Origin of the sequence: Pseudomonas sp. FP215 (genome assembly GCF_030687795.1) — a bacterium.
GTDB lineage: Bacteria > Pseudomonadota > Gammaproteobacteria > Pseudomonadales > Pseudomonadaceae > Aquipseudomonas > Aquipseudomonas salmasensis.
Genome location: NZ_CP117447.1, coordinates 1714795 through 1732520 on the forward strand (window position 1 = coordinate 1714795; position 17726 = coordinate 1732520).

The 17726-nt window shown below is 58.4% G+C and carries 13 protein-coding genes, 1 tRNA gene and 1 pseudogene; 9 read left to right on the forward strand and 6 right to left on the reverse strand.

Translation table 11 applies throughout. The features are described 5' to 3' along the window. Window positions 1–129: 129 nt before the first annotated feature. From PSH76_RS07660 to PSH76_RS07685, 6 genes are all read left to right on the forward strand, one after another. Complete coding sequence (locus PSH76_RS07660) at window positions 130–3036, forward strand: RHS repeat-associated core domain-containing protein (RefSeq protein WP_305494442.1); 2907 nt, start codon at window positions 130–132, stop codon at window positions 3034–3036. A 131-nt stretch (window positions 3037–3167) separates the two neighbouring features. Beyond that, window positions 3168–4109: a rhodanese-related sulfurtransferase gene (locus tag PSH76_RS07665; protein WP_032896045.1), complete on the forward strand. Its 942-nt coding sequence runs from the start codon at window positions 3168–3170 to the stop codon at window positions 4107–4109. A 3-nt stretch (window positions 4110–4112) separates the two neighbouring features. Then, window positions 4113–4748, forward strand: a complete 636-nt coding sequence (locus PSH76_RS07670; protein ID WP_032896046.1) for a DsbA family protein — start codon at window positions 4113–4115, stop codon at window positions 4746–4748. Continuing rightward, complete coding sequence (locus PSH76_RS07675) at window positions 4741–6543, forward strand: ABC transporter ATP-binding protein (protein ID WP_032896047.1); 1803 nt, start codon at window positions 4741–4743, stop codon at window positions 6541–6543. Before PSH76_RS07670 ends, PSH76_RS07675 begins: the two co-directional genes overlap by 8 nt. A 71-nt stretch (window positions 6544–6614) precedes the next feature. Continuing rightward, window positions 6615–9077 (forward strand): EAL domain-containing protein, encoded by a 2463-nt coding sequence (locus PSH76_RS07680; RefSeq protein ID WP_305493830.1) that lies wholly within the window; start codon window positions 6615–6617, stop codon window positions 9075–9077. Between the two features lie 78 nt (window positions 9078–9155). Then, window positions 9156–9929: a TenA family transcriptional regulator gene (locus PSH76_RS07685; RefSeq protein ID WP_178110423.1), complete on the forward strand. Its 774-nt coding sequence runs from the start codon at window positions 9156–9158 to the stop codon at window positions 9927–9929. Between the two features lie 44 nt (window positions 9930–9973). On the opposite strand, the gene PSH76_RS07690 is transcribed toward PSH76_RS07685, so the two are convergent. Beyond that, window positions 9974–10900: a GGDEF domain-containing protein gene (locus PSH76_RS07690; protein ID WP_032896050.1), complete on the reverse strand. Its 927-nt coding sequence runs from the start codon at window positions 10898–10900 to the stop codon at window positions 9974–9976. 412 nt (window positions 10901–11312) lie between these two features. Then, window positions 11313–12443, reverse strand: coding sequence for an FMN-dependent L-lactate dehydrogenase LldD (gene lldD / locus PSH76_RS07695; protein ID WP_305493831.1), 1131 nt, complete (start codon window positions 12441–12443; stop codon window positions 11313–11315). Window positions 12444–12543: 100 nt separating this feature from the next. Here lldD and PSH76_RS07700 point away from each other — a divergent pair, with 100 nt between their 5' ends. From PSH76_RS07700 to PSH76_RS07710, 3 genes and pseudogenes are all read left to right on the forward strand, one after another. After that, window positions 12544–13467 carry a LysR family transcriptional regulator gene (locus PSH76_RS07700; protein WP_305493832.1) on the forward strand — a complete coding sequence of 308 codons (924 nt, stop codon included), beginning with the start codon at window positions 12544–12546 and terminating at the stop codon, window positions 13465–13467. A gap of 33 nt (window positions 13468–13500) precedes the next feature. Further along, a tRNA-Asn gene (locus PSH76_RS07705) sits at window positions 13501–13576 on the forward strand. A 70-nt stretch (window positions 13577–13646) separates the two neighbouring features. Next, a pseudogene (locus PSH76_RS07710) lies at window positions 13647–13829 on the forward strand (ParA family protein); the annotation flags it as partial. Here PSH76_RS07710 and PSH76_RS07715 read toward each other — a convergent pair. The 4 genes from PSH76_RS07715 to PSH76_RS07730 form a co-directional block, all read right to left on the reverse strand. Continuing rightward, window positions 13781–13984: a hypothetical protein gene (locus tag PSH76_RS07715; protein ID WP_305494511.1), complete on the reverse strand. Its 204-nt coding sequence runs from the start codon at window positions 13982–13984 to the stop codon at window positions 13781–13783. The pseudogene PSH76_RS07710 and the gene PSH76_RS07715 sit on opposite strands and share 49 nt — an antisense overlap. Before the next feature lie 161 nt (window positions 13985–14145). After that, window positions 14146–14520 (reverse strand): hypothetical protein, encoded by a 375-nt coding sequence (locus PSH76_RS07720; protein WP_044274447.1) that lies wholly within the window; start codon window positions 14518–14520, stop codon window positions 14146–14148. 610 nt (window positions 14521–15130) lie between these two features. After that, window positions 15131–15940 (reverse strand): diaminopimelate epimerase, encoded by an 810-nt coding sequence (gene dapF, locus PSH76_RS07725; protein ID WP_305493833.1) that lies wholly within the window; start codon window positions 15938–15940, stop codon window positions 15131–15133. Window positions 15941–16413: 473 nt separating this feature from the next. Continuing rightward, window positions 16414–17394, reverse strand: coding sequence for an IS5-like element IS1384 family transposase (locus PSH76_RS07730; protein WP_010466230.1), 981 nt, complete (start codon window positions 17392–17394; stop codon window positions 16414–16416). Between the last annotated feature and the right edge of the window lie 332 nt (window positions 17395–17726).

Consider the following 17726-nt stretch of genomic DNA (forward strand, 5'->3'; position numbering starts at 1 on the left):
GCGTCAGGTATAGGTATTTACAGGCAGCGTCGGCGCCCGCCGGTTGAGGTGCCCGTACACCGATACCACCTCGCTGCAAGACATGAGTCCTAGGCTTTCTGACCATTGTGCAACTCAGGTCATGTGATCATGTCTACTTCACTTCATCGAAACACACCCTCGCTTGTGGCATTTGACCCCCGTGGGTTGGCGGTCCGTAGTGTCGCTTATCTGCGCGCTACCCCTCAGGCTGCTCCGACGGCCCGTATCAGGCGTCAAGTCTATGGGGCCAGCGGCCTGATGCTTGAGCAGTGGGACCCTCGTCTGCATACCCTTAAATCCCGCGAACCATTGACCGAGGCGAATCAGGTGTCGGTGTACAGCCTGTCCGGTACGCTGATTCGCCGCAACGATGTGGATGCAGGCATGCGGCTGATGCTGTCGGCGCCCTCCGGGCAACTGTTGCATGCCTGGGACGGGCGGGGTGCTTATCAGCGCCACGACTACGATGCTTTGCAGCGTCCGGTGGCGGTGTTCGAACAAGCTGGCGACCACGCGCGCCCCCGATGTGTCGAACGCCTGGTGTATGCCACGCCAACACCCGAGCACCGCGCACTTAACCGCAGCGGCCGTTTGGTACACCATGCCGACCCGGCGGGCACGCAGGTGTACGACCAGTATGGGATCACTGGACAAGTGCTTGGGCAAACGCGGCGGTTTCGCGAGGCGCCTGGCGATGTTGACTGGCCGCTTGCCCAGGCCGATCAGAACCCGCAGTTGGAAAGCGCGCATTACGCTACACGCTGGGTGTTTGACGTCCTTGGCGGCACCTTGGAACAGGTCGACGCCAAGGGTAATGTTCGGCACTTTGCCTATGGTCTGGACGGACAGGTGAAACATATTCACCTGACCTTGAAAAGTGGCGCGCGCAAGACCGTGATAGAGCGCTACGTCTACAATGCAGCCGGTCAGGTGGAGGAGGCCCTGTTGGGCAATGGCGTGAGCAGCCTGGCCACTTATCGGGCCGAGGATGGTCGTATGCGCCGACTGGTGGCCCATCGCAAAAATGAGCGGGCAGCGCCGTTACAGGATTTGAGCTACGACTATGATCCGGTGGGCAATATTTCAAACCTGCAGGATCAGGCACAACCGACGAAATGGAGCCACAACACGCAAGTGGAGGCTTCATATCACTACGAATATGACTCGCTGTACCAATTGACCCAGGCGGCGGGCCGGGAAAGTGTCGCCGCCGCCATTGGGCCGGCGCTCCCCTCGCGTATTTCGTTCGGTTCAACCGATACCGGTCTATGGCGCACCTACGCCCAGTACTATGCCTATGACGAGGGGGGCAACCTGACTCGGCTGCGCCACGTGCCCTCCAGTGGTGTCGGCTACACCCGCGACATGCAAGTCGCAACGGGCAGTAATCGCGCGTTGTCGAGCGAGCATCCGGTTGGCGAGTTAGCGCAGGGTTTTGATGCCAATGGCAACCAGAAACAGCTTGGGCGTGGTTTGCCGATGGCGTGGAATGTGCGTAATCAGTTGTCCAGGGTCACGACAATTCAGCGCGAGAAAGAGGACTCGGATGAGGAGGCTTATGTGTATGCAAGCGACGGCCAGCGTGCGCTCAAGCTGACTCGCCAGAAGGTTGCTGGCAGTCTGCAAACGGCTCGTGTGTATTACCTGCCAGGCCTGGAACTGCGCCATCGGCCGTTGCGTAAGCTCAATGTAGTGCGTCTTGAAGTGGCATGTTGCACGGTGGAGGTCTTGCAATGGGAGGTGGGACTCGATAAGGCGGCAGCCGATGAGACCCTGCGCTTTTGCCTGAAGGATCAGCAGTCAAGTCATGGGTTGGAGGTGGGCGAACAGGCTGAGTTACTGAGCCAGGAGAGTTATTTTCCGTATGGGGGGACGGCGTGGTGGGCATCGCGCAACGCGGTGGAGGGCAGCTACAAAACCCGCCGATACTCCGGCAAGGAGCGTGATGGCAGCGGTTTGTATTACTACGGTTTGCGCTACTACGCCCCATGGTTGCAGCGCTGGATAAACCCCGACCCCGCAGGGGGAGGCGCGCAGCTCAATCCTTATCTCATGGCGTTTAACAACCCGGTCACGTTCGTTGATTCAATGGGGTTGCAGCCTGCCGCCATGGAAAATATCAAGTTACAGGACGAAATCGTGATGATCCTGGTGCTGGTCTTGCTGGGCCTGGGGGCGGGAGCGCTGCTGGGCAATGGGGGGGCGGGGGCTGCCGTGGGGGCTCTGGTGGGAGGCTTACTGTTTGGTGCCAGCCGCTTCAGTGCCTATCAAAGCAGGCAACCGCAGGCCATGGCCAGTGCAGCGCAACAACAGGAAGAACAGTTCGCCAGGAATATTTCGGAGGCGGCGATCGCGGCGGCGCAGGAGAGTGGGCTGAGTCACGAAGAAACGGAGCGGTTGGTGAATTTTGTCTATGCGCGCCGTCACGCTGAAGAAGGCATTACCTTTTACGTCAGTCAGCGTCAGGGGACCCTGCGTGGCTACGTGGGGCCTGTGGACCTGTCCAGAGACGTCGCTCGCATACTAAGGGAGAGTCGTAACCCGATGCCTGAGTTGAAACGCATGGGCTATAGCGCGATAGTGCTGCGAAGCCCAGAGCGTGAGTCCGCTGCCGCGAGCAGTCGGCAGGCGGGGTCAAGGGCGTTCGAGGTTGGGGTGACGACACCGGTGGCTGGTTCAAGTCGCGCACGTGGTGGTCGGCAAGCACAGGCGCAGGTGCCGTGGGTAGCGCCGGCAGCAGCGAGAGCCGCTGCCCCGCAGATGGAGTTCGACACCGCGAGGCTTGTAGATACCCAACTATCGGGCCGCGAGCGTCGCAGTATTGCCCTTACCCTCAGCCACTTGCGTGAAGGGCGGTTCGGCGCGGTTCATTGGCATGCTCACAGAGACCAACTATGGTCCGCTGATTTGCATGGCTACGCCTCTTCTCGCGGGCGTGGTGCCTATCGATTGATGTTCAGCCATCTCGGTGGCCCGCGGTACCGCGTGGAGGGGGTACGTAACCCACACCGTTGAGGGCATTTCAGCGGCTGCATGCCGATGCGGTGGCGGCGTGGTTTTGCTAGAATGCGCGCCGCGTCGCCTGAGCGACGCCTTTTTGCATCCGGTTCACCCCTTACGAGGGTAGCCACCTGGAGAGAACACCCATGACTCAACCGATTGTCGTGGCGGCACTGTATAAGTTCGTCACCCTCGAAGATTACGTCGCCCTGCGCGAGCCCCTGTTGCAGGCGATGGTCGATAACGGCATCAAAGGCACCTTGCTGATCGCCGAAGAAGGCATCAACGGCACCGTTTCCGGCAGCCGCGAAGGCATTGACGGCCTGATGGCCTGGCTGAAAAAAGACCCGCGCATGGTCGACATCGACCACAAGGAATCCTACTGCGACGACCAGCCGTTCTATCGCACCAAGGTCAAGCTCAAGAAAGAGATCGTGACCCTGGGCGTTGAAGGCGTCGACCCGAACAAAAAGGTCGGTACCTACGTCGACCCGCAGGATTGGAACGCGCTGATCAGCGACCCGGAAGTATTGTTGATCGACACCCGTAACGACTACGAGGTGTCGATTGGCACGTTCGAAGGCGCAATCGACCCGAAAACCACCAGTTTTCGCGAATTTCCCGACTACATCAAAGCCAACTTCGACCCGGCCAAGCACAAGAAGGTCGCCATGTTCTGCACCGGCGGCATTCGCTGTGAGAAGGCGTCGAGCTACATGCTCAGCGAAGGCTTCGATGAGGTCTACCACCTCAAGGGCGGTATCCTGAAGTACCTCGAAGAGGTGCCCCAGGAAGAAACCAAATGGCAGGGCGACTGCTTTGTGTTCGACAATCGCGTGACCGTGCGCCACGACTTGAGCGAAGGCGACTACGATCAATGTCATGCCTGCCGCACACCCGTGAGCGTAGAAGACCGCACCTCTGAGCATTATGTGGCCGGCATCAGTTGCCCCCATTGCTGGGATAAGCTGCCGGAGAAGACCCGTCGCAGTGCGATCGACCGCCAGAAGCAGATCGAACTGGCCAAGGCCCGCAACATGCCGCACCCGATTGGTTACAACTACAAGCAAACCCCTTCCGAGGCCTGAGCCATGTCTGCGCGCCTGCTCTATGTAATGGACCCGATGTGTTCCTGGTGCTGGGGCTTTGCCCCGGTGGCACAAGCGCTGGTAGAGCAGGCCCAGGCGGCCGGCGTGGACGTGCACCTGGTGGTGGGCGGCTTGCGCACCGGCAGCGGCGCGGCGCTGGAGCCGACTACCCGGCGCTACATCCTTGAACACTGGCAGGCCGTCACCGACGCCACCGGCCAGCCGTTCAAGCGAGAAGGCGCGTTGCCCGACGGGTTTGTCTACGACACGGAGCCTGCGTGCCGCGCGATCGTCACCGCACGCAGCCTGGCGCCGGATTGTGCCTGGAAGCTGCTGGGGCTGATCCAGCGCGCGTTCTATGTCGAAGGTCGGGACGTGACCCTGGCCCCTGTGCTGGTGGAACTGGCCGAGCAGGCCGGTATTCCACGCATCGAGTTTGCCGGCGAGTTCGACCGTGCCGATCAGCACGCGGCCACGGCGGCTGATTTTACCTGGGTGCAGGACCTGGGCATTGCCGGGTTCCCGACCCTGCTGGCCGAGCGCAACGGCCAGTTGGCCTTGCTGACCAATGGTTACCAGCCGCTGTCCGAGCTGTCGCCGCTACTGGGTCGATGGCTGGAGCGAGCTGCCTGTGTATGAACAGCCTCCACGCACCGACCGCCTGACCTGGGCGGAAATTCGCCGCCTGGCCCTGCGTCACAAGAAATCCCTGTGGGTCGCCAACGGCGTCGCCGTGCTCGCCACCCTGTGCAGCGTGCCTATCCCGCTGTTGTTGCCGTTGCTGGTGGACGAAGTGCTGCTGGGCCATGGCGATGCGGCCCTCAAGGTGATGAACCACGCGCTGCCCCTGGGTTGGCAAAAAGCTGCTGGCTATATCGGCCTGATGCTCTTGGTCACCCTGGCCCTGCGCTGCGGCGCGCTGGTGTTCAACGTGGTGCAGGCGCGGCTGTTTGCGCGCTTGGCCAAGGACATCGTGTACCGCATCCGCGTGCGCCTGATCGAACGTCTCAAGCGTATCTCACTGGGTGAGTACGAAAGCCTGGGCAGCGGTACGGTCACCACCCACCTGGTGACCGACCTGGACACCCTGGACAAATTCGTCGGCGAAACCCTCAGCCGCTTCCTGGTGGCGATGCTGACCCTGGTCGGCACCTCGGCGATCCTGGTGTGGATGCATTGGCAACTGGCGTTGTTGATCCTGTTGTTCAACCCGTTGGTGATCTACGCCACGGTGCAGTTGGGCAAGCGCGTCAAGCATCTCAAGAAGCTGGAAAACGACAGTACTTCACGCTTTACCCAGGCGCTGACCGAAACCCTGGATGCCATCCAGGAAGTGCGCGCCGGCAACCGCCAGGGCTTTTTCCTCGGGCGCCTGGGCCAACGTGCCCAGGAAGTGCGTGACTACGCCATTCATTCCCAGTGGAAAACCGACGCGTCGAGCCGCGCCAGTGGCTTGCTGTTCCAGTTCGGCATCGACATCTTCCGCGCCGCGGCCATGCTCACCGTGCTGTTTTCCGACCTGTCCATCGGCCAGATGCTCGCGGTATTCAGTTACCTGTGGTTCATGATCGGCCCGGTGGAACAACTGCTGAACCTGCAATACGCCTATTACGCGGCGGGCGGCGCGCTGTCGCGGATCAACGAGCTGCTGGCGCGTGCCGATGAACCGCAATACCCAGGCGGCGCAGACCCGTTCAGCGGGCGCGAGACGGTCGGCATCGAAGTGCGTGGCCTCGACTTTGGCTACGGCGAAGACCTGGTGCTCAACCAGTTGAACCTGGCCATCGCACCGGGTGAAAAGGTGGCAATTGTCGGCGCCAGCGGCGGCGGCAAAAGCACCCTGGTGCAACTGTTGCTGGGGCTCTATACGCCCCAGGCCGGCAGTATTCGTTTTGGCGCTGCCACCCAGCAGGAGATCGGCCTGGAGACCATCCGCGAGAACGTCGCGGTGGTGCTGCAACACCCGGCGCTGTTCAACGACACCGTGCGCGCCAATCTGACCATGGGCCGTACCCGCACCGATCAAGCCTGCTGGCAGGCGTTGGAAATCGCCCAACTGGATGCTACTGTCAAAGCACTGCCTTTGGGCCTGGACAGCGTGGTCGGGCGCTCGGGCGTGCGTTTTTCCGGGGGCCAGCGCCAACGCCTGGCCATTGCCCGCATGGTGCTTGCCGAGCCTAAAGTGGTGATTCTGGATGAGGCCACGTCTGCATTGGACGCGGCCACCGAGTACAACCTGCACCAGGCACTGGCGCGGTTTCTCAGTGGGCGTACTACACTGATCATCGCCCACCGGCTGTCTGCGGTGAAGCAGGCTGACCGAGTGTTGGTGTTCGATGGCGGGCACATTGCCGAGGACGGCGACCATCAGCAGTTGATTGCCGATGGCGGGTTGTACGCCAAACTGTACGGACACTTGCAACAAGTACGTTGATTTAGCTTAGGCTGTGCTATCGGGAGCGGATTTTCGCGTGCGTATCAAGCTGTGCATGTGCAAGGGACTTCATGAAGCAAAAGCGGACTCTCGGAACGCCACGCCTGTTGGGTATTGTCTGGCCCTTTATCGCCGTCGTGTTGTTCCAGGCATTGTTAGGCTGCGTCAGTCTCTACGTGCTGTCGGCAGTGCGGGGCTATGTGGCGGGCGAAAGCCTATGGTCCAAGGGCCAGAAAGATGCCATTTACTACCTGACCCTCTACGCCGATAACCGCAACGACGCCACCTACCTCAAATACCAGCAGGCCATTGCCGTGCCCCAGGGTGGGCATGAATTGCGCATTGCCCTGGACCGTCCCAATCCCGACATGGAGGCCGCGCGCCTGGGTATTCTCAAGGGCGGCAACCATCCGGACGACGTTTCCAGCCTGATCTGGCTGTACCTCAACTTCCGTCATTTCAGCTACCTGGAAAAAGCCATTGAGCTGTGGACGGTGGGCGACGGCTACCTGGTGCAGTTGGATGAGCTGGCCCAGGAGATGCACGGCGCCATTACCTCCGGCTACGTCAGCGATGACGATGTCCATAGTTGGAAGGCGCGTATCACGGCCATCAATGAAGGAGTGACGCCCGCCGCCAAGGCGTTCAGCGATGCCCTGGGCGAAGGTTCGCGGATGATCCTGCGCCTGTTGTTGATCACCAACCTGGCGACCGCCCTGGGCCTGATCGTGTTGGCGTTGCTGCGCACCCACAAGTTGCTGGCCCAGCGTCATGCCTTTGCCGATGCGCTGCAAGCGGAGAAGGAGCGGGCGCAGATCACGTTGGAGTCGATTGGCGACGGGGTGATTACCACCGATGTCGACGGGGCCATTGCTTACATGAACCCTGCAGCCGAAGCTTTGACCCACTGGCGCTCGGAGCAGGCCCAGGGCCTACCGCTGGCGGCGCTGTTCAAGCTGTTGGATGAAAACGCCGAGCCCGACGGCTTCACCCTGATTGAACACATCGTCAAGGGCCAGTTCAGCGGCGGCAGCGAGCATTCCAAGCTGATCCAGCGCCTGGACGGCAGCACCGTCTCGGTGACCCTGGTGGGCGCGCCGATCCGCAGCGCCGGCAAGATCAGCGGTGCGGTGCTGGTGCTGCACGACATGACCCAGGAACGCCAGTACATCGCCAACCTTTCCTGGCAGGCCACCCACGACGCCTTGACCGGCCTGGCCAACCGTCGCGAGTTCGAGTTCCGGCTTGAACAGGTGCTGCAACAGGTAGCGCGCCAGCAAAGTGGGCGCCATGCCTTGATGTTCCTCGACCTCGACCAATTCAAGTTGGTCAATGACACCTGTGGCCACGCGACGGGCGATGAATTGCTGCGCCACATCTGCGCGCTGCTGCAGTCGGACCTGCGCGAGGGCGATACCCTGGCTCGGTTGGGCGGCGACGAGTTTGGCATCCTGCTGGAAAACTGCCCGGCGCCGGTGGCGGAAAAAATCGCCGAGAGCCTGCGCCATACCGTGCAGAGCTTGCACTTCGTGTGGAAGGGCCGGCCCTTCATGACCACTGTCAGCATCGGCCTGGTGCATATCTCGCAAACCCCGACCACCCTGGAAACCTCCCTGCGCGCCGCCGACATGGCGTGCTACATGGCCAAGGAAAAAGGGCGCAACCGCGTGCAGGTCTACCACGTCGATGACTCGGAATTGTCTCTGCGGTTTGGCGAGATGGCCTGGGTACAGCGGCTGCATATTGCTCTTGAGGAAGACCGCTTTTGCCTCTACGCCCAGGAAATTGCGCCGTTGGGCACTACCGACGCCGGCAATGGGCACATTGAAATTCTCTTGCGCCTGCATGACGAAGCGGGGCGGATCATTTTGCCCAACAGTTTTATTCCGGCGGCCGAGCGTTACGGCTTGATGACGTCCCTGGACCGTTGGGTAGTGGAAAACGTATTCAAGATTATCGCCCGCTGCATGCATGAGCGTCCGGGCCGACCCATGGCCATGTGTGCGATTAATCTGTCAGGAATAACTATTGGCGACGATGACTTTTTAGGATTTTTACGTCAGAAATTCGATACTTACAACATTCCACCGGAAATGATTTGTTTTGAAATAACTGAAACCAGCGCTATCGCCAATTTGGGCAGCGCGATTCGATTTATTAATGAACTCAAAGCGTTAGGCTGCCATTTTTCCCTCGATGACTTTTGCGCCGGAATGTCCTCATTCGCATATTTGAAACATTTACCTGTAGACTTCCTGAAGATCGATGGAAGTTTCGTAAAGGATATGCTGGACGACCCGATTAACCGCGCCATGGTCGAAGTGATCAACCACATCGGCCACGTCATGGGTAAGCGCACAATTGCCGAGTTTGTTGAAACACCGCAGATCGAACAGGCTTTACTTGAGATAGGTGTGGATTACGCTCAGGGCTACCTGATTGAACGCCCGCAATTGTTTACCTTTGATAGCCTGCAGTGCCGCCCTGAGCGGCCGCAGCCACTGTTATTCAAGGCGCCCGGCACTTTCCGCTGAAACATTTGCTGGTCTGTACAATCACACTTGAAAAGGAGCCCCACAGTGATCGACACCTTCAACAGAACCGGCCCGCTTATGGAAGCCTCGAGTTACCCTGCCTGGGCGCAACAGCTGATCCAGGACTGTAGCGAGAGCAAGCGCCGGGTTGTCGAGCACGAACTGTATCAGCGCATGCGTGACAACGCCCTCAGCGCCAAGACCCTGCGTCACTACCTCATTGGTGGTTGGCCGGTGGTGGAACAGTTTGCCTTGTACATGGCGCAGAACCTGACCAAGACCAAGTTTGCCCGTCATCCTGGGGAGGACATGGCGCGCCGTTGGCTGATGCGCAACATTCGTGTGGAGCTCAACCATGCCGACTACTGGGTCAATTGGGCACGGGCTCACGGCGTCAGCCTTGAAGAGCTGCAAGCGCAGGAGGTGCCGCCCGAGTTGCACGCCCTGAGCCATTGGTGCTGGCACACCAGCTCGGCGGATGCGTTGATCGTCGCGATTGCCGCCACCAACTACGCGATCGAGGGGGCGACGGGGGAGTGGTCCGCCGTGGTCTGCTCTACCGGTGTGTATGCTGCCGCTTTCCCGGAGGAAGATCGCAAGCGGGCGATGAAGTGGCTGAAGATGCATGCCCAGTACGACGATGCCCACCCTTGGGAAGCCCTGGAAATCATCTGCACCCTGGCCGGGACCAACCCGAGCAAGGCCTTGCAGGAAGAGTTGCGCCAGGCGGTGTGCAAGAGCTACGACTACATGCACTTGTTCCTGGAAAGCTGCATGCGTCTAGAGAATGCGGAGAAAGACAAGGCGCCAGCCGTGCGCGAGCGTCCTGTGCGCATCGCCAGCGAGGCGTAGTGGTAACAGTGGAGAGGGAGCAAGCTCCCTCTCCACAACTGACCTTACCCCGCCATAGCCAGGCGGTTACGACCTTCGCGCTTGGCCACATATAACGCATTGTCGGCCCGACGCAGCAGGCTTTCAGCCGATTCTGCCGCCAGCAACGTCGAGCAACCGAGGCTCACGGTCAGTTCGATTCGCGTGCCCTCCACCCAGTAGTCCTGGGCTTGTGCCGCCTGGCGCAGGCGCTCTCCCACCATCCTCGCAGCATCGCGACCGGTGTTGGACAGCAGGATCAAAAACTCTTCCCCGCCAAACCGGAACACCATGTCCACGTTACGCAACTGGCGTTTGATCGCCCCGGCTACGGCGCGCAGGACGTTGTCGCCCGCGGCATGCCCATGGGTGTCGTTGATTTTCTTGAAGTGGTCGATGTCCAGCATCAACAACGACAGCGGGTGCAGGTGCCGGCGTGCCATGTCGATTTCTCGCTGCAGCGTCTGGTCCATGGCCACACGGTTGCCGGTTTCGGTCAACGGGTCACGCAGGGCGCTGCGGGTGGCGGCGCGGTAGAGCAGGGCGTTGCGCATCGGATAAAGCAAGGTCACCAGCAGCAGTTCAAGCTGGCTCAGTTCCTCTTCAAGCAACCGCTGGTTGCGACGAAAGACCAGTTCCCCCAGGTGTTCGCCTTCATGGCTCAGGGTGTAGCTGACGGAGTGATGACCCCGGTGGCCAAACTCCAGGCGCAGGTCGCTGGCGGCGTGACGGTATTGCAAGGCGTCCAGCGGCACCAGGCGCTGAACCTCACGAAAGAACAGGCCCAGGATGCGCTCCGGCTCCAGGCTGGTTTGCAACTGCTGGTTCAGTTGCTGGCGAAGTTCGGCGAGGGTGGCGGGGCGGCGTGGGCGTAAGGATGGCTGGCCAAATCCCAGGCGTTGCAATTTGGCACTGTCAAAGTCAATTGCGTTGGTCTGGGTGGGGGTTTTCATAAGCGGGTGGCCTCTAAGCACTGGGCTGTCTTACAGGCGGGATGAGAGTGGCGAGTGCCAAGCGTCTTACTGATCCGTCAGTTCCGTAAAACATCGGAAACAGTTTAAACCGCTTTTCGTTGGGTTATAACCCCGGGGCACTGCCGCACGTCTTGTCATCGCCGAACCTGCTTGAACAGTACTAGAGCGAGATTCATGCCAAGTGTATTTAGTTGGAAAAATTCTTTATAAATCAATTAACTAATTTTTAAGTAAGAAAAGTCCGTTAAAGCATGGCGCCAGTTATTTGGCTGATTTGGGCCAGCGTTGCTGCCGGCCCGGTTAACGTAACTGTTTCGGTGGGGCGAGTTGCTTGTCGCAAATAAACAACGCTTCGGTTATTCGTGAACAAAGTACACCGCACCCATCACCACTAGACCAGGGTGGTACGGTCGATTTGCGCGATGGAGGTGACCCCGGTCAGGGTCATGGCCACGCGCATTTCCTTGGCAAAGATGTCCAAAAGGTTCTCCACCCCATGCTGGCCCTCGGCGGCCAGCGCATAAGCGGTGGCGCGCCCCAGCAGGCACGCCTTGGCACCCAGGGCGAGCATGCGCACCACGTCGAGCCCGGAGCGAATGCCCGAATCCACCAGCACGGTCAGGTCATCGCCCACCGCTTCGGCAATCGGCGGCAACGCCTTGGCCGTGGAGAGCACCCCGTCGAGCTGGCGGCCGCCATGGTTGGAGACCACGATGCCGTCGGCACCGAAACTCACCGCGTCCTTGGCATCCTGCGGGTCGAGGATGCCCTTGATGATCATCGGGCCTTTCCAGAAATCGCGGATCCACTCCAGGTCTTTCCAGCTGATCGACGGGTCGAAGTTGTTGGCCAGCCAACCAATGTAGTCTTCCAGGTGGGTGGGTTTGCCCAGGTATTTGGAGATATTGCCCAGGTCGTGAGGGCGGCCCATCAAGCCCACATCGAAGGCCCATTGCGGCTTGGTCACCGCCTGCAACATGCGCCGCTGCGCCGCATAGGGGCCGGACATGCCCGAGTGGGCGTCGCGGTAGCGTGCGCCCGGTGTCGGCATGTCGACGGTGAACACCAGGGTGGTCACGCCGGCCGCCTGCGCCCGCTCCAGGGCGTTGCGCATGAAGCCGCAATCCTTGAGCACATACAGCTGGAACCAGATCGACTGCGGGCTCTGCGACGCCACTTCCTCAATCGAACACACCGACACCGTCGACAGGCAAAAGGGGATGTGTTTGTTGGCCGCCGCCTTGGCCGCTTGCACTTCACCGCGGCGCGCGTACATGCCGGTCAGGCCGACCGGGCTGAGGATCACCGGCATCGCCAGTTCGGTGCCGAACAGCTGGGTGGTAAGGCTCAGGTCGTCGACATTGCGCAGGATGCGTTGGCGCAGGCTGATCTCGGCCAGGTCCGAACTGTTGGCGCGCAGCGTGTGCTCGGCGTAGGCGCCGCCGTCGATGTAATCGAACAGAAAGCGCGGCAACTTGCGCTTGGCCGCAGCGCGGTAGTCGGAAGCGGACGAGATGATCATCGACGGTGTCTCCACAGGGCAAAGTGCTACACCCTAAGCAAAGTTATGCCATGATGAAAACAACTTTTATCACTGCTATCCAGTCGCCAAAGGAATACTGATGAACCTGCGAACCTTGCGTGCGTTTGTCGAAGTGGTGCGCCAGGGCGGGTTCTCCCAGGCAGCCGAAGTGGTTGCCCTGACCCAGTCCACCGTCAGCAAAGCGGTCAAGACCCTTGAGGACGAGTTGGGCATGCCACTGCTCAATCGTCTCGGCCACAAGAACGAACTCACCGCCGCCGGCGAAATTGCCTACCGCCGCGCCTTGGTAATGCTCGCCGAACGCACCGACCTGATGGCTGAAATCAACGACCTGCGCGGCCTCAAGCGCGGCGTGCTGCGCATCGGCCTGCCGCCGGTAGGGTGCGGCGTGCTGTTCGCGGCCATGTTTGCCACTTATCGCAGCCGCTACCCGGGCATCGACATCGAACTGACCGAATACGGCAGTAAAAGGCTGCGCGAATGCCTGGAAGCGGGGGAGGTGGACCTCGCCGCCTTGCTGCTACCGGTTGATGAAGGTTTTGACTACCAACCGGTGCGCAACGAGCCATTGATCGCCGTGTTGCCCATGGGCCACCCACTGGCCCGGCGCGAGCGCATCGACTTCACCGACCTGGCCGACTCGCCGTTCATCCTGTTCGAAGCCGGCTTTGCCCTCAACGCCAAGATCCTCAGCGCCTGTGAACGCAAAGGCGTGACCCCCAAAGTTACCGCTCGCAGTGGGCAAATAGACTTCATTGTCGATCTGGTCACAGCCGGGCTGGGCGTCGCCTTCCTGCCGCGGATGCTGGCGTACAAACACCAACACCCCGGCATCGCCTTGATCCCTCTGGACGAACCCCACACCGATTGGCACATCGCCCTGGCCTGGCGCGCCAGCGCTCATCTGCCACCGGCAGCGCGAGCCTGGTTGGAGCTGGCCAAGGAACCGTCGTATTCAAGCGAGCAGGGGGGCGATTTACGGAAAGTGTCAGAGGATGCTTGACTTCTTCTTTTTAATCAGTAACATACGGCGCATTCCGCGATAGCTCAGTTGGTAGAGCAAATGACTGTTAATCATTGGGTCCCTGGTTCGAGTCCAGGTCGTGGAGCCAGATAGAGAAAAGCCTGCAGAGATGCAGGCTTTTTTTTGCTTGGGATTTGACCCAGCAATCCAAACGCTTACAGGTCATTTCCAAGACCTGCATCCCTAATCTCTCACTGATCCATTCCAATGATCCGTTAAATCAGCTTGGACGTTTGTTGCTTCATGCTGCTGATGGACGCTTTCGCCTCAAGAATTTGATACCGGCGTTCGCTCAGGATTTCAATTTGATCCTTGCCGATACCGGGGGGAAGAGGCATGTATAGGCATCTTCGAGGGTGTCGCCTAAGCGGCTGCCCAAGTCGCCGAAGCTCGCAGGTTGCTCTAGGTAGACAGCTTCATACCCAGCGCACTCTGTGAAGACGACGGGCAGTTTTAACCGTTGAGTTTGCAGCGAGGTGAGCTTTTCGAGTTTCATGTGTCTCTCCGAAAAAAGCCCAAAACGGAGAGACACGTCGCCCATACGGCGAGTGTTCCCCGCATGGCTGAATAGCTACAAATCAGGACACGGACAAGGCCGGCGTCTTAAAGCTAATAGGCCACCGGTTGGTTACTGATGGCTGAGGGTGTCGCGATGGATCAAGAAGTGACGACTTTCCCGTAAACCTCGTAAAGGCTCTTTAAAATGGGGAAGCCAAAACAGAGAACCAGGAGCCAGAATTGCCAACGAAGCACCGTTATGTTTGATTCTAGTTTTGACACTGAGCTTTGAAATTGACTGGCTTGGCGTTCGACCAGTGTTCGCAAATCCGCGCCTTGCTCCTTAATCAAGGCGGTGAGGTCAGTACGTAATGCAGTGATCGAACCCTGAAGGTGCGACTCGGTACGCTCTAAGTCGGATATTGAAGCGAAATCTTTCACATCGTCCTCCCATGCATCTACAACAGCTTTAGCTTTGTTATTTGGCACACTGATGGATGTCAGCGCGTCATATAAGGCAAGCGATATTTTCATCATGTCTCCTGCGATTGGCAAGTGACGTAGAGACCCCACCTGACGGCAGGCTCCCGTCACAGTGAGGGTTGGTGCATTCGGTCGGCGAGAATGTCGACGACTGTCCGAGCTACCGAATGCTTTGCGAACTACAGCTGATCAACGCGGATAGCGTGGTGACCTTCAAGATCCATGTCACCCAGGCAGGTGCTGTCTACGACAGCGAACCAGTCCAGATAATCGACTTAAACGTTATGGCGATCCAGTCAGACGTTTCTTGGAATCATGTAGGAAACGTGCGGCATCTAGTGAGCGGCGCGTTCTGGACCCGTTTGGGGGGAGCTAATGACAGCCAAATTGATCCGATTTGCCTGTGGCTCCGCCTTAGATTTATGACTGCTGTTCTGCAAGTCTATCGCTATGATTTGCACTAGGCACTAATATGATGGGCTGGGCATGCGAAGAAATAGTAAAGAACTTTATACCTCAAGAATATCGAGTCTGAATGCTAAGTTCGATATTAGGGGCGCTGTAGTGGCGACCATGGAGTGAATGGAGGGTTTGACGTTATATTAAATAATGGTTTGAGTTTGCACTCTGTGCTGTCGTGCCCTCGGTATCACTAGTGACCCTAAAAATCTTCTTGGACAAGGCATTCAGCGTCCAGTGAGTATTCTCCGACTTTGCACACTGGACCTTGCATCAGAACGTGGTAGTCATTATCAAGTTCGATATTAATCACACCTCCGGGCATTCGCACGGCGACCTGAGCATCGACCAAACCAAGTTTTCGAGAAACAGCCGCCGCCGCACAACTGCTGGTGCCTGAAGACAGTGTATAGCCTACGCCTCGTTCCCAGATCTGTACCTCGAGATTTTTTCTGTCGATAACTCTTACAAACTGGACATTGGTACGATCGGGGAAAATAGAGAGATTCTCAATGATTGGCCCCAGATTTCTAGCCAATATCTCCGTCGGTTGCGCAACAAATATCACGCAATGAGGATTGCCCATGGACACGGGATTCAATAGAAGCTCTGTTCCATCGATGAGACAGGTCGACTCGGTAGTTTCTATAAAGCGGGCCGTACCCATGGCAATCGATATACGCTTGCCTACATCCAGTACTTGACAGCTAACCACGCCTCCCTTTGTGGAGACCTTAAAGTGTGAGCTCTCAACAATGTCTTGATCCCACAAATAGCGACAAAATATTCGCAAGCCATTTCCACTTTTTTCTGCCTGCGAACCATCAGTGTTGTAGATGTCTACCGATAGCATCTCACCGGAATTGATCAACGGAACCAATATTCCATCACTGCCCAATCCATGGTGGCGGTCACAAATTCTAGATATTTCCTGCTCGGTAAAGCAGAAGGGGGCTGATGCTGTATAAACTAAGTAATCATTACCCGCAGCGTGATATTTGGAAAACTGCATAAATCAGACGCCAGAACAAGTCAAAAGTAAAATAGTGTTTGACTATAGCATAGGCGCGGCTAGGGTCCACTGGACTTAGGGAGACACACCCGCAGACTTGGTCGCATAGCGCATAAGAAACCACCAAGCAGTATGCAGAAGGCCAGCGAAAAAGCGCGGCTGCGAACGCCATGAAAATAAGCAAGATCCCGACTAAGAGCACCAATTGAGCGAAAGGCAGAACGCCAACCGCTACCGCCAGAATCGTTGTCAAAGTCAATAGGACTCCCGATTGCCAACTGCTCATACCGAACTGCGGGGGTGAGTATAAGCACTATCAGAGGGCTAGGGATGGTCTGAAGTAGCCATGTATTTCCCCGGCATACCACCTAGCGCAACTTTTAAACTCGCCAAATGATCAAAAAACAATCAATTCGACGAGTATTTCTTACGTTTTCGCCACCCGGACCCCACTCCGGTGGCCATTTCCCGCATTACAGGCGCACCTCTCCTGCATTCGTCAGTAAATGTCGGCGCGCCATCCACAGGTTCGACAGAGCGAACAGTGTCACCAGTTGCGCCGTGTTTTTGGCCAAGCCGCGAAAGCGCACCTTGGTGTAACCGAACTGGCGCTTGATTACCCGGAACGGATGCTCGACCTTGGCGCGCACCTGAGCCTTGGCCTTTTCAATCTTGCGCTTGGCTTTGTACAGCACGCTGCGCTTATCGAGTTTTTTGTAGGTGCTGCGGCGTGCCGCCACCTGCCAGATAACTTCACGTCCTTCATGCTCGGGCCGCTTTTCGACACCGGTGTAGCCTGCATCGGCGCAGACCACGTTTTCGTCGCCATGCAGCAATTTGTCCACCTGGGTGACATCCGCCACATTGGCCGCCGTGCCCACTACGCTGTGCACCAGACCCGATTCGTCATCGGCGCCGATGTGGGCCTTCATGCCAAAATAATACTGGTTTCCCTTCTTGGTCTGGTGCATTTCCGGGTCGCGCTTGCCGTCCTTGTTCTTGGTCGAACTGGGCGCATTGATCAGCGTTGCATCGACGATGGTGCCCTGGCGCAGCGACAGGCCGCGGTCGCCCAGATAGCCATTGATGACAGCGAGGATGCCGGCCGCCAGCTCGTGTTTCTCCAGCAAGCGGCGGAAGTTGAGAATGGTGGTTTCGTCGGGGATGCGCTCCAGGTTCAGCCCGGCAAACTGGCGCAGGATCGTGGTTTCGTACAGCGCTTCCTCCATCGCTGGATCGCTGTAGCCGAACCAGTTCTGCAGCAGATGCACACGCAGCATCGCCATCAACGGGTAGGCCGGACGGCCACCTTCACCTTTCGGATAATGTGGCTCGATCAAAGCAATCAAGCCCTTCCACGGCACCACCCGATCCATCTCGATCAGGAACAACTCCTTGCGGGTTTGCTTGCGCTTGCCAGCGTACTCGGCGTCGGCGAAGGTCATCTGCTTCATCGGGAAACTCGGTGGGTGGGGTCGCGGTATTTTGCCAAATCAGAAAGTCTTTTTCAGAGTTTCCCTAGCAATCCCCTTGCATAGGTCGTAAAGCAACGACTAGCTAGCACGCCTATGCTCAAGATCGCTTACTCATTCCTCACTAAGAGTTGCCATGAGGAACCTACGCATTGTCGACAAGGTTTGGATAGTCATCTATACCCATGTGCAAGATCTAGCATTCTCTACCCCTCGATTGCGCGGATCACTGCACCGCAGTCGTCGTTTCCAGGTTCCATGGCGAGAGAAGTTTTCGCGGTGCCGTGCAGTCGCCTGCGAAGTATTCTCGTCGA

What these genes read in the sequence shown, in the direction of transcription:
- PSH76_RS07660 (WP_305494442.1), top strand. Translation starts at nt 130, where the DNA reads ATGTCTACTTCACTTCATCGAAACACACCCTCGCTTGTGGCATTTGAC.
- PSH76_RS07665 (WP_032896045.1), top strand. Translation starts at nt 3,168, where the DNA reads ATGACTCAACCGATTGTCGTGGCGGCACTGTATAAGTTCGTCACCCTC.
- PSH76_RS07670 (WP_032896046.1), top strand. Translation starts at nt 4,113, where the DNA reads ATGTCTGCGCGCCTGCTCTATGTAATGGACCCGATGTGTTCCTGGTGC.
- PSH76_RS07680 (WP_305493830.1), top strand. Translation starts at nt 6,615, where the DNA reads ATGAAGCAAAAGCGGACTCTCGGAACGCCACGCCTGTTGGGTATTGTC.
- PSH76_RS07685 (WP_178110423.1), top strand. Translation starts at nt 9,156, where the DNA reads ATGGAAGCCTCGAGTTACCCTGCCTGGGCGCAACAGCTGATCCAGGAC.
- PSH76_RS07690 (WP_032896050.1), bottom strand. Translation starts at nt 10,900, where the DNA reads ATGAAAACCCCCACCCAGACCAACGCAATTGACTTTGACAGTGCCAAA.
- lldD (WP_305493831.1), bottom strand. Translation starts at nt 12,443, where the DNA reads ATGATCATCTCGTCCGCTTCCGACTACCGCGCTGCGGCCAAGCGCAAG.
- PSH76_RS07700 (WP_305493832.1), top strand. Translation starts at nt 12,544, where the DNA reads ATGAACCTGCGAACCTTGCGTGCGTTTGTCGAAGTGGTGCGCCAGGGC.
- PSH76_RS07715 (WP_305494511.1), bottom strand. Translation starts at nt 13,984, where the DNA reads ATGAAACTCGAAAAGCTCACCTCGCTGCAAACTCAACGGTTAAAACTG.
- PSH76_RS07720 (WP_044274447.1), bottom strand. Translation starts at nt 14,520, where the DNA reads ATGAAAATATCGCTTGCCTTATATGACGCGCTGACATCCATCAGTGTG.
- dapF (WP_305493833.1), bottom strand. Translation starts at nt 15,940, where the DNA reads ATGCAGTTTTCCAAATATCACGCTGCGGGTAATGATTACTTAGTTTAT.
- PSH76_RS07730 (WP_010466230.1), bottom strand. Translation starts at nt 17,394, where the DNA reads ATGAAGCAGATGACCTTCGCCGACGCCGAGTACGCTGGCAAGCGCAAG.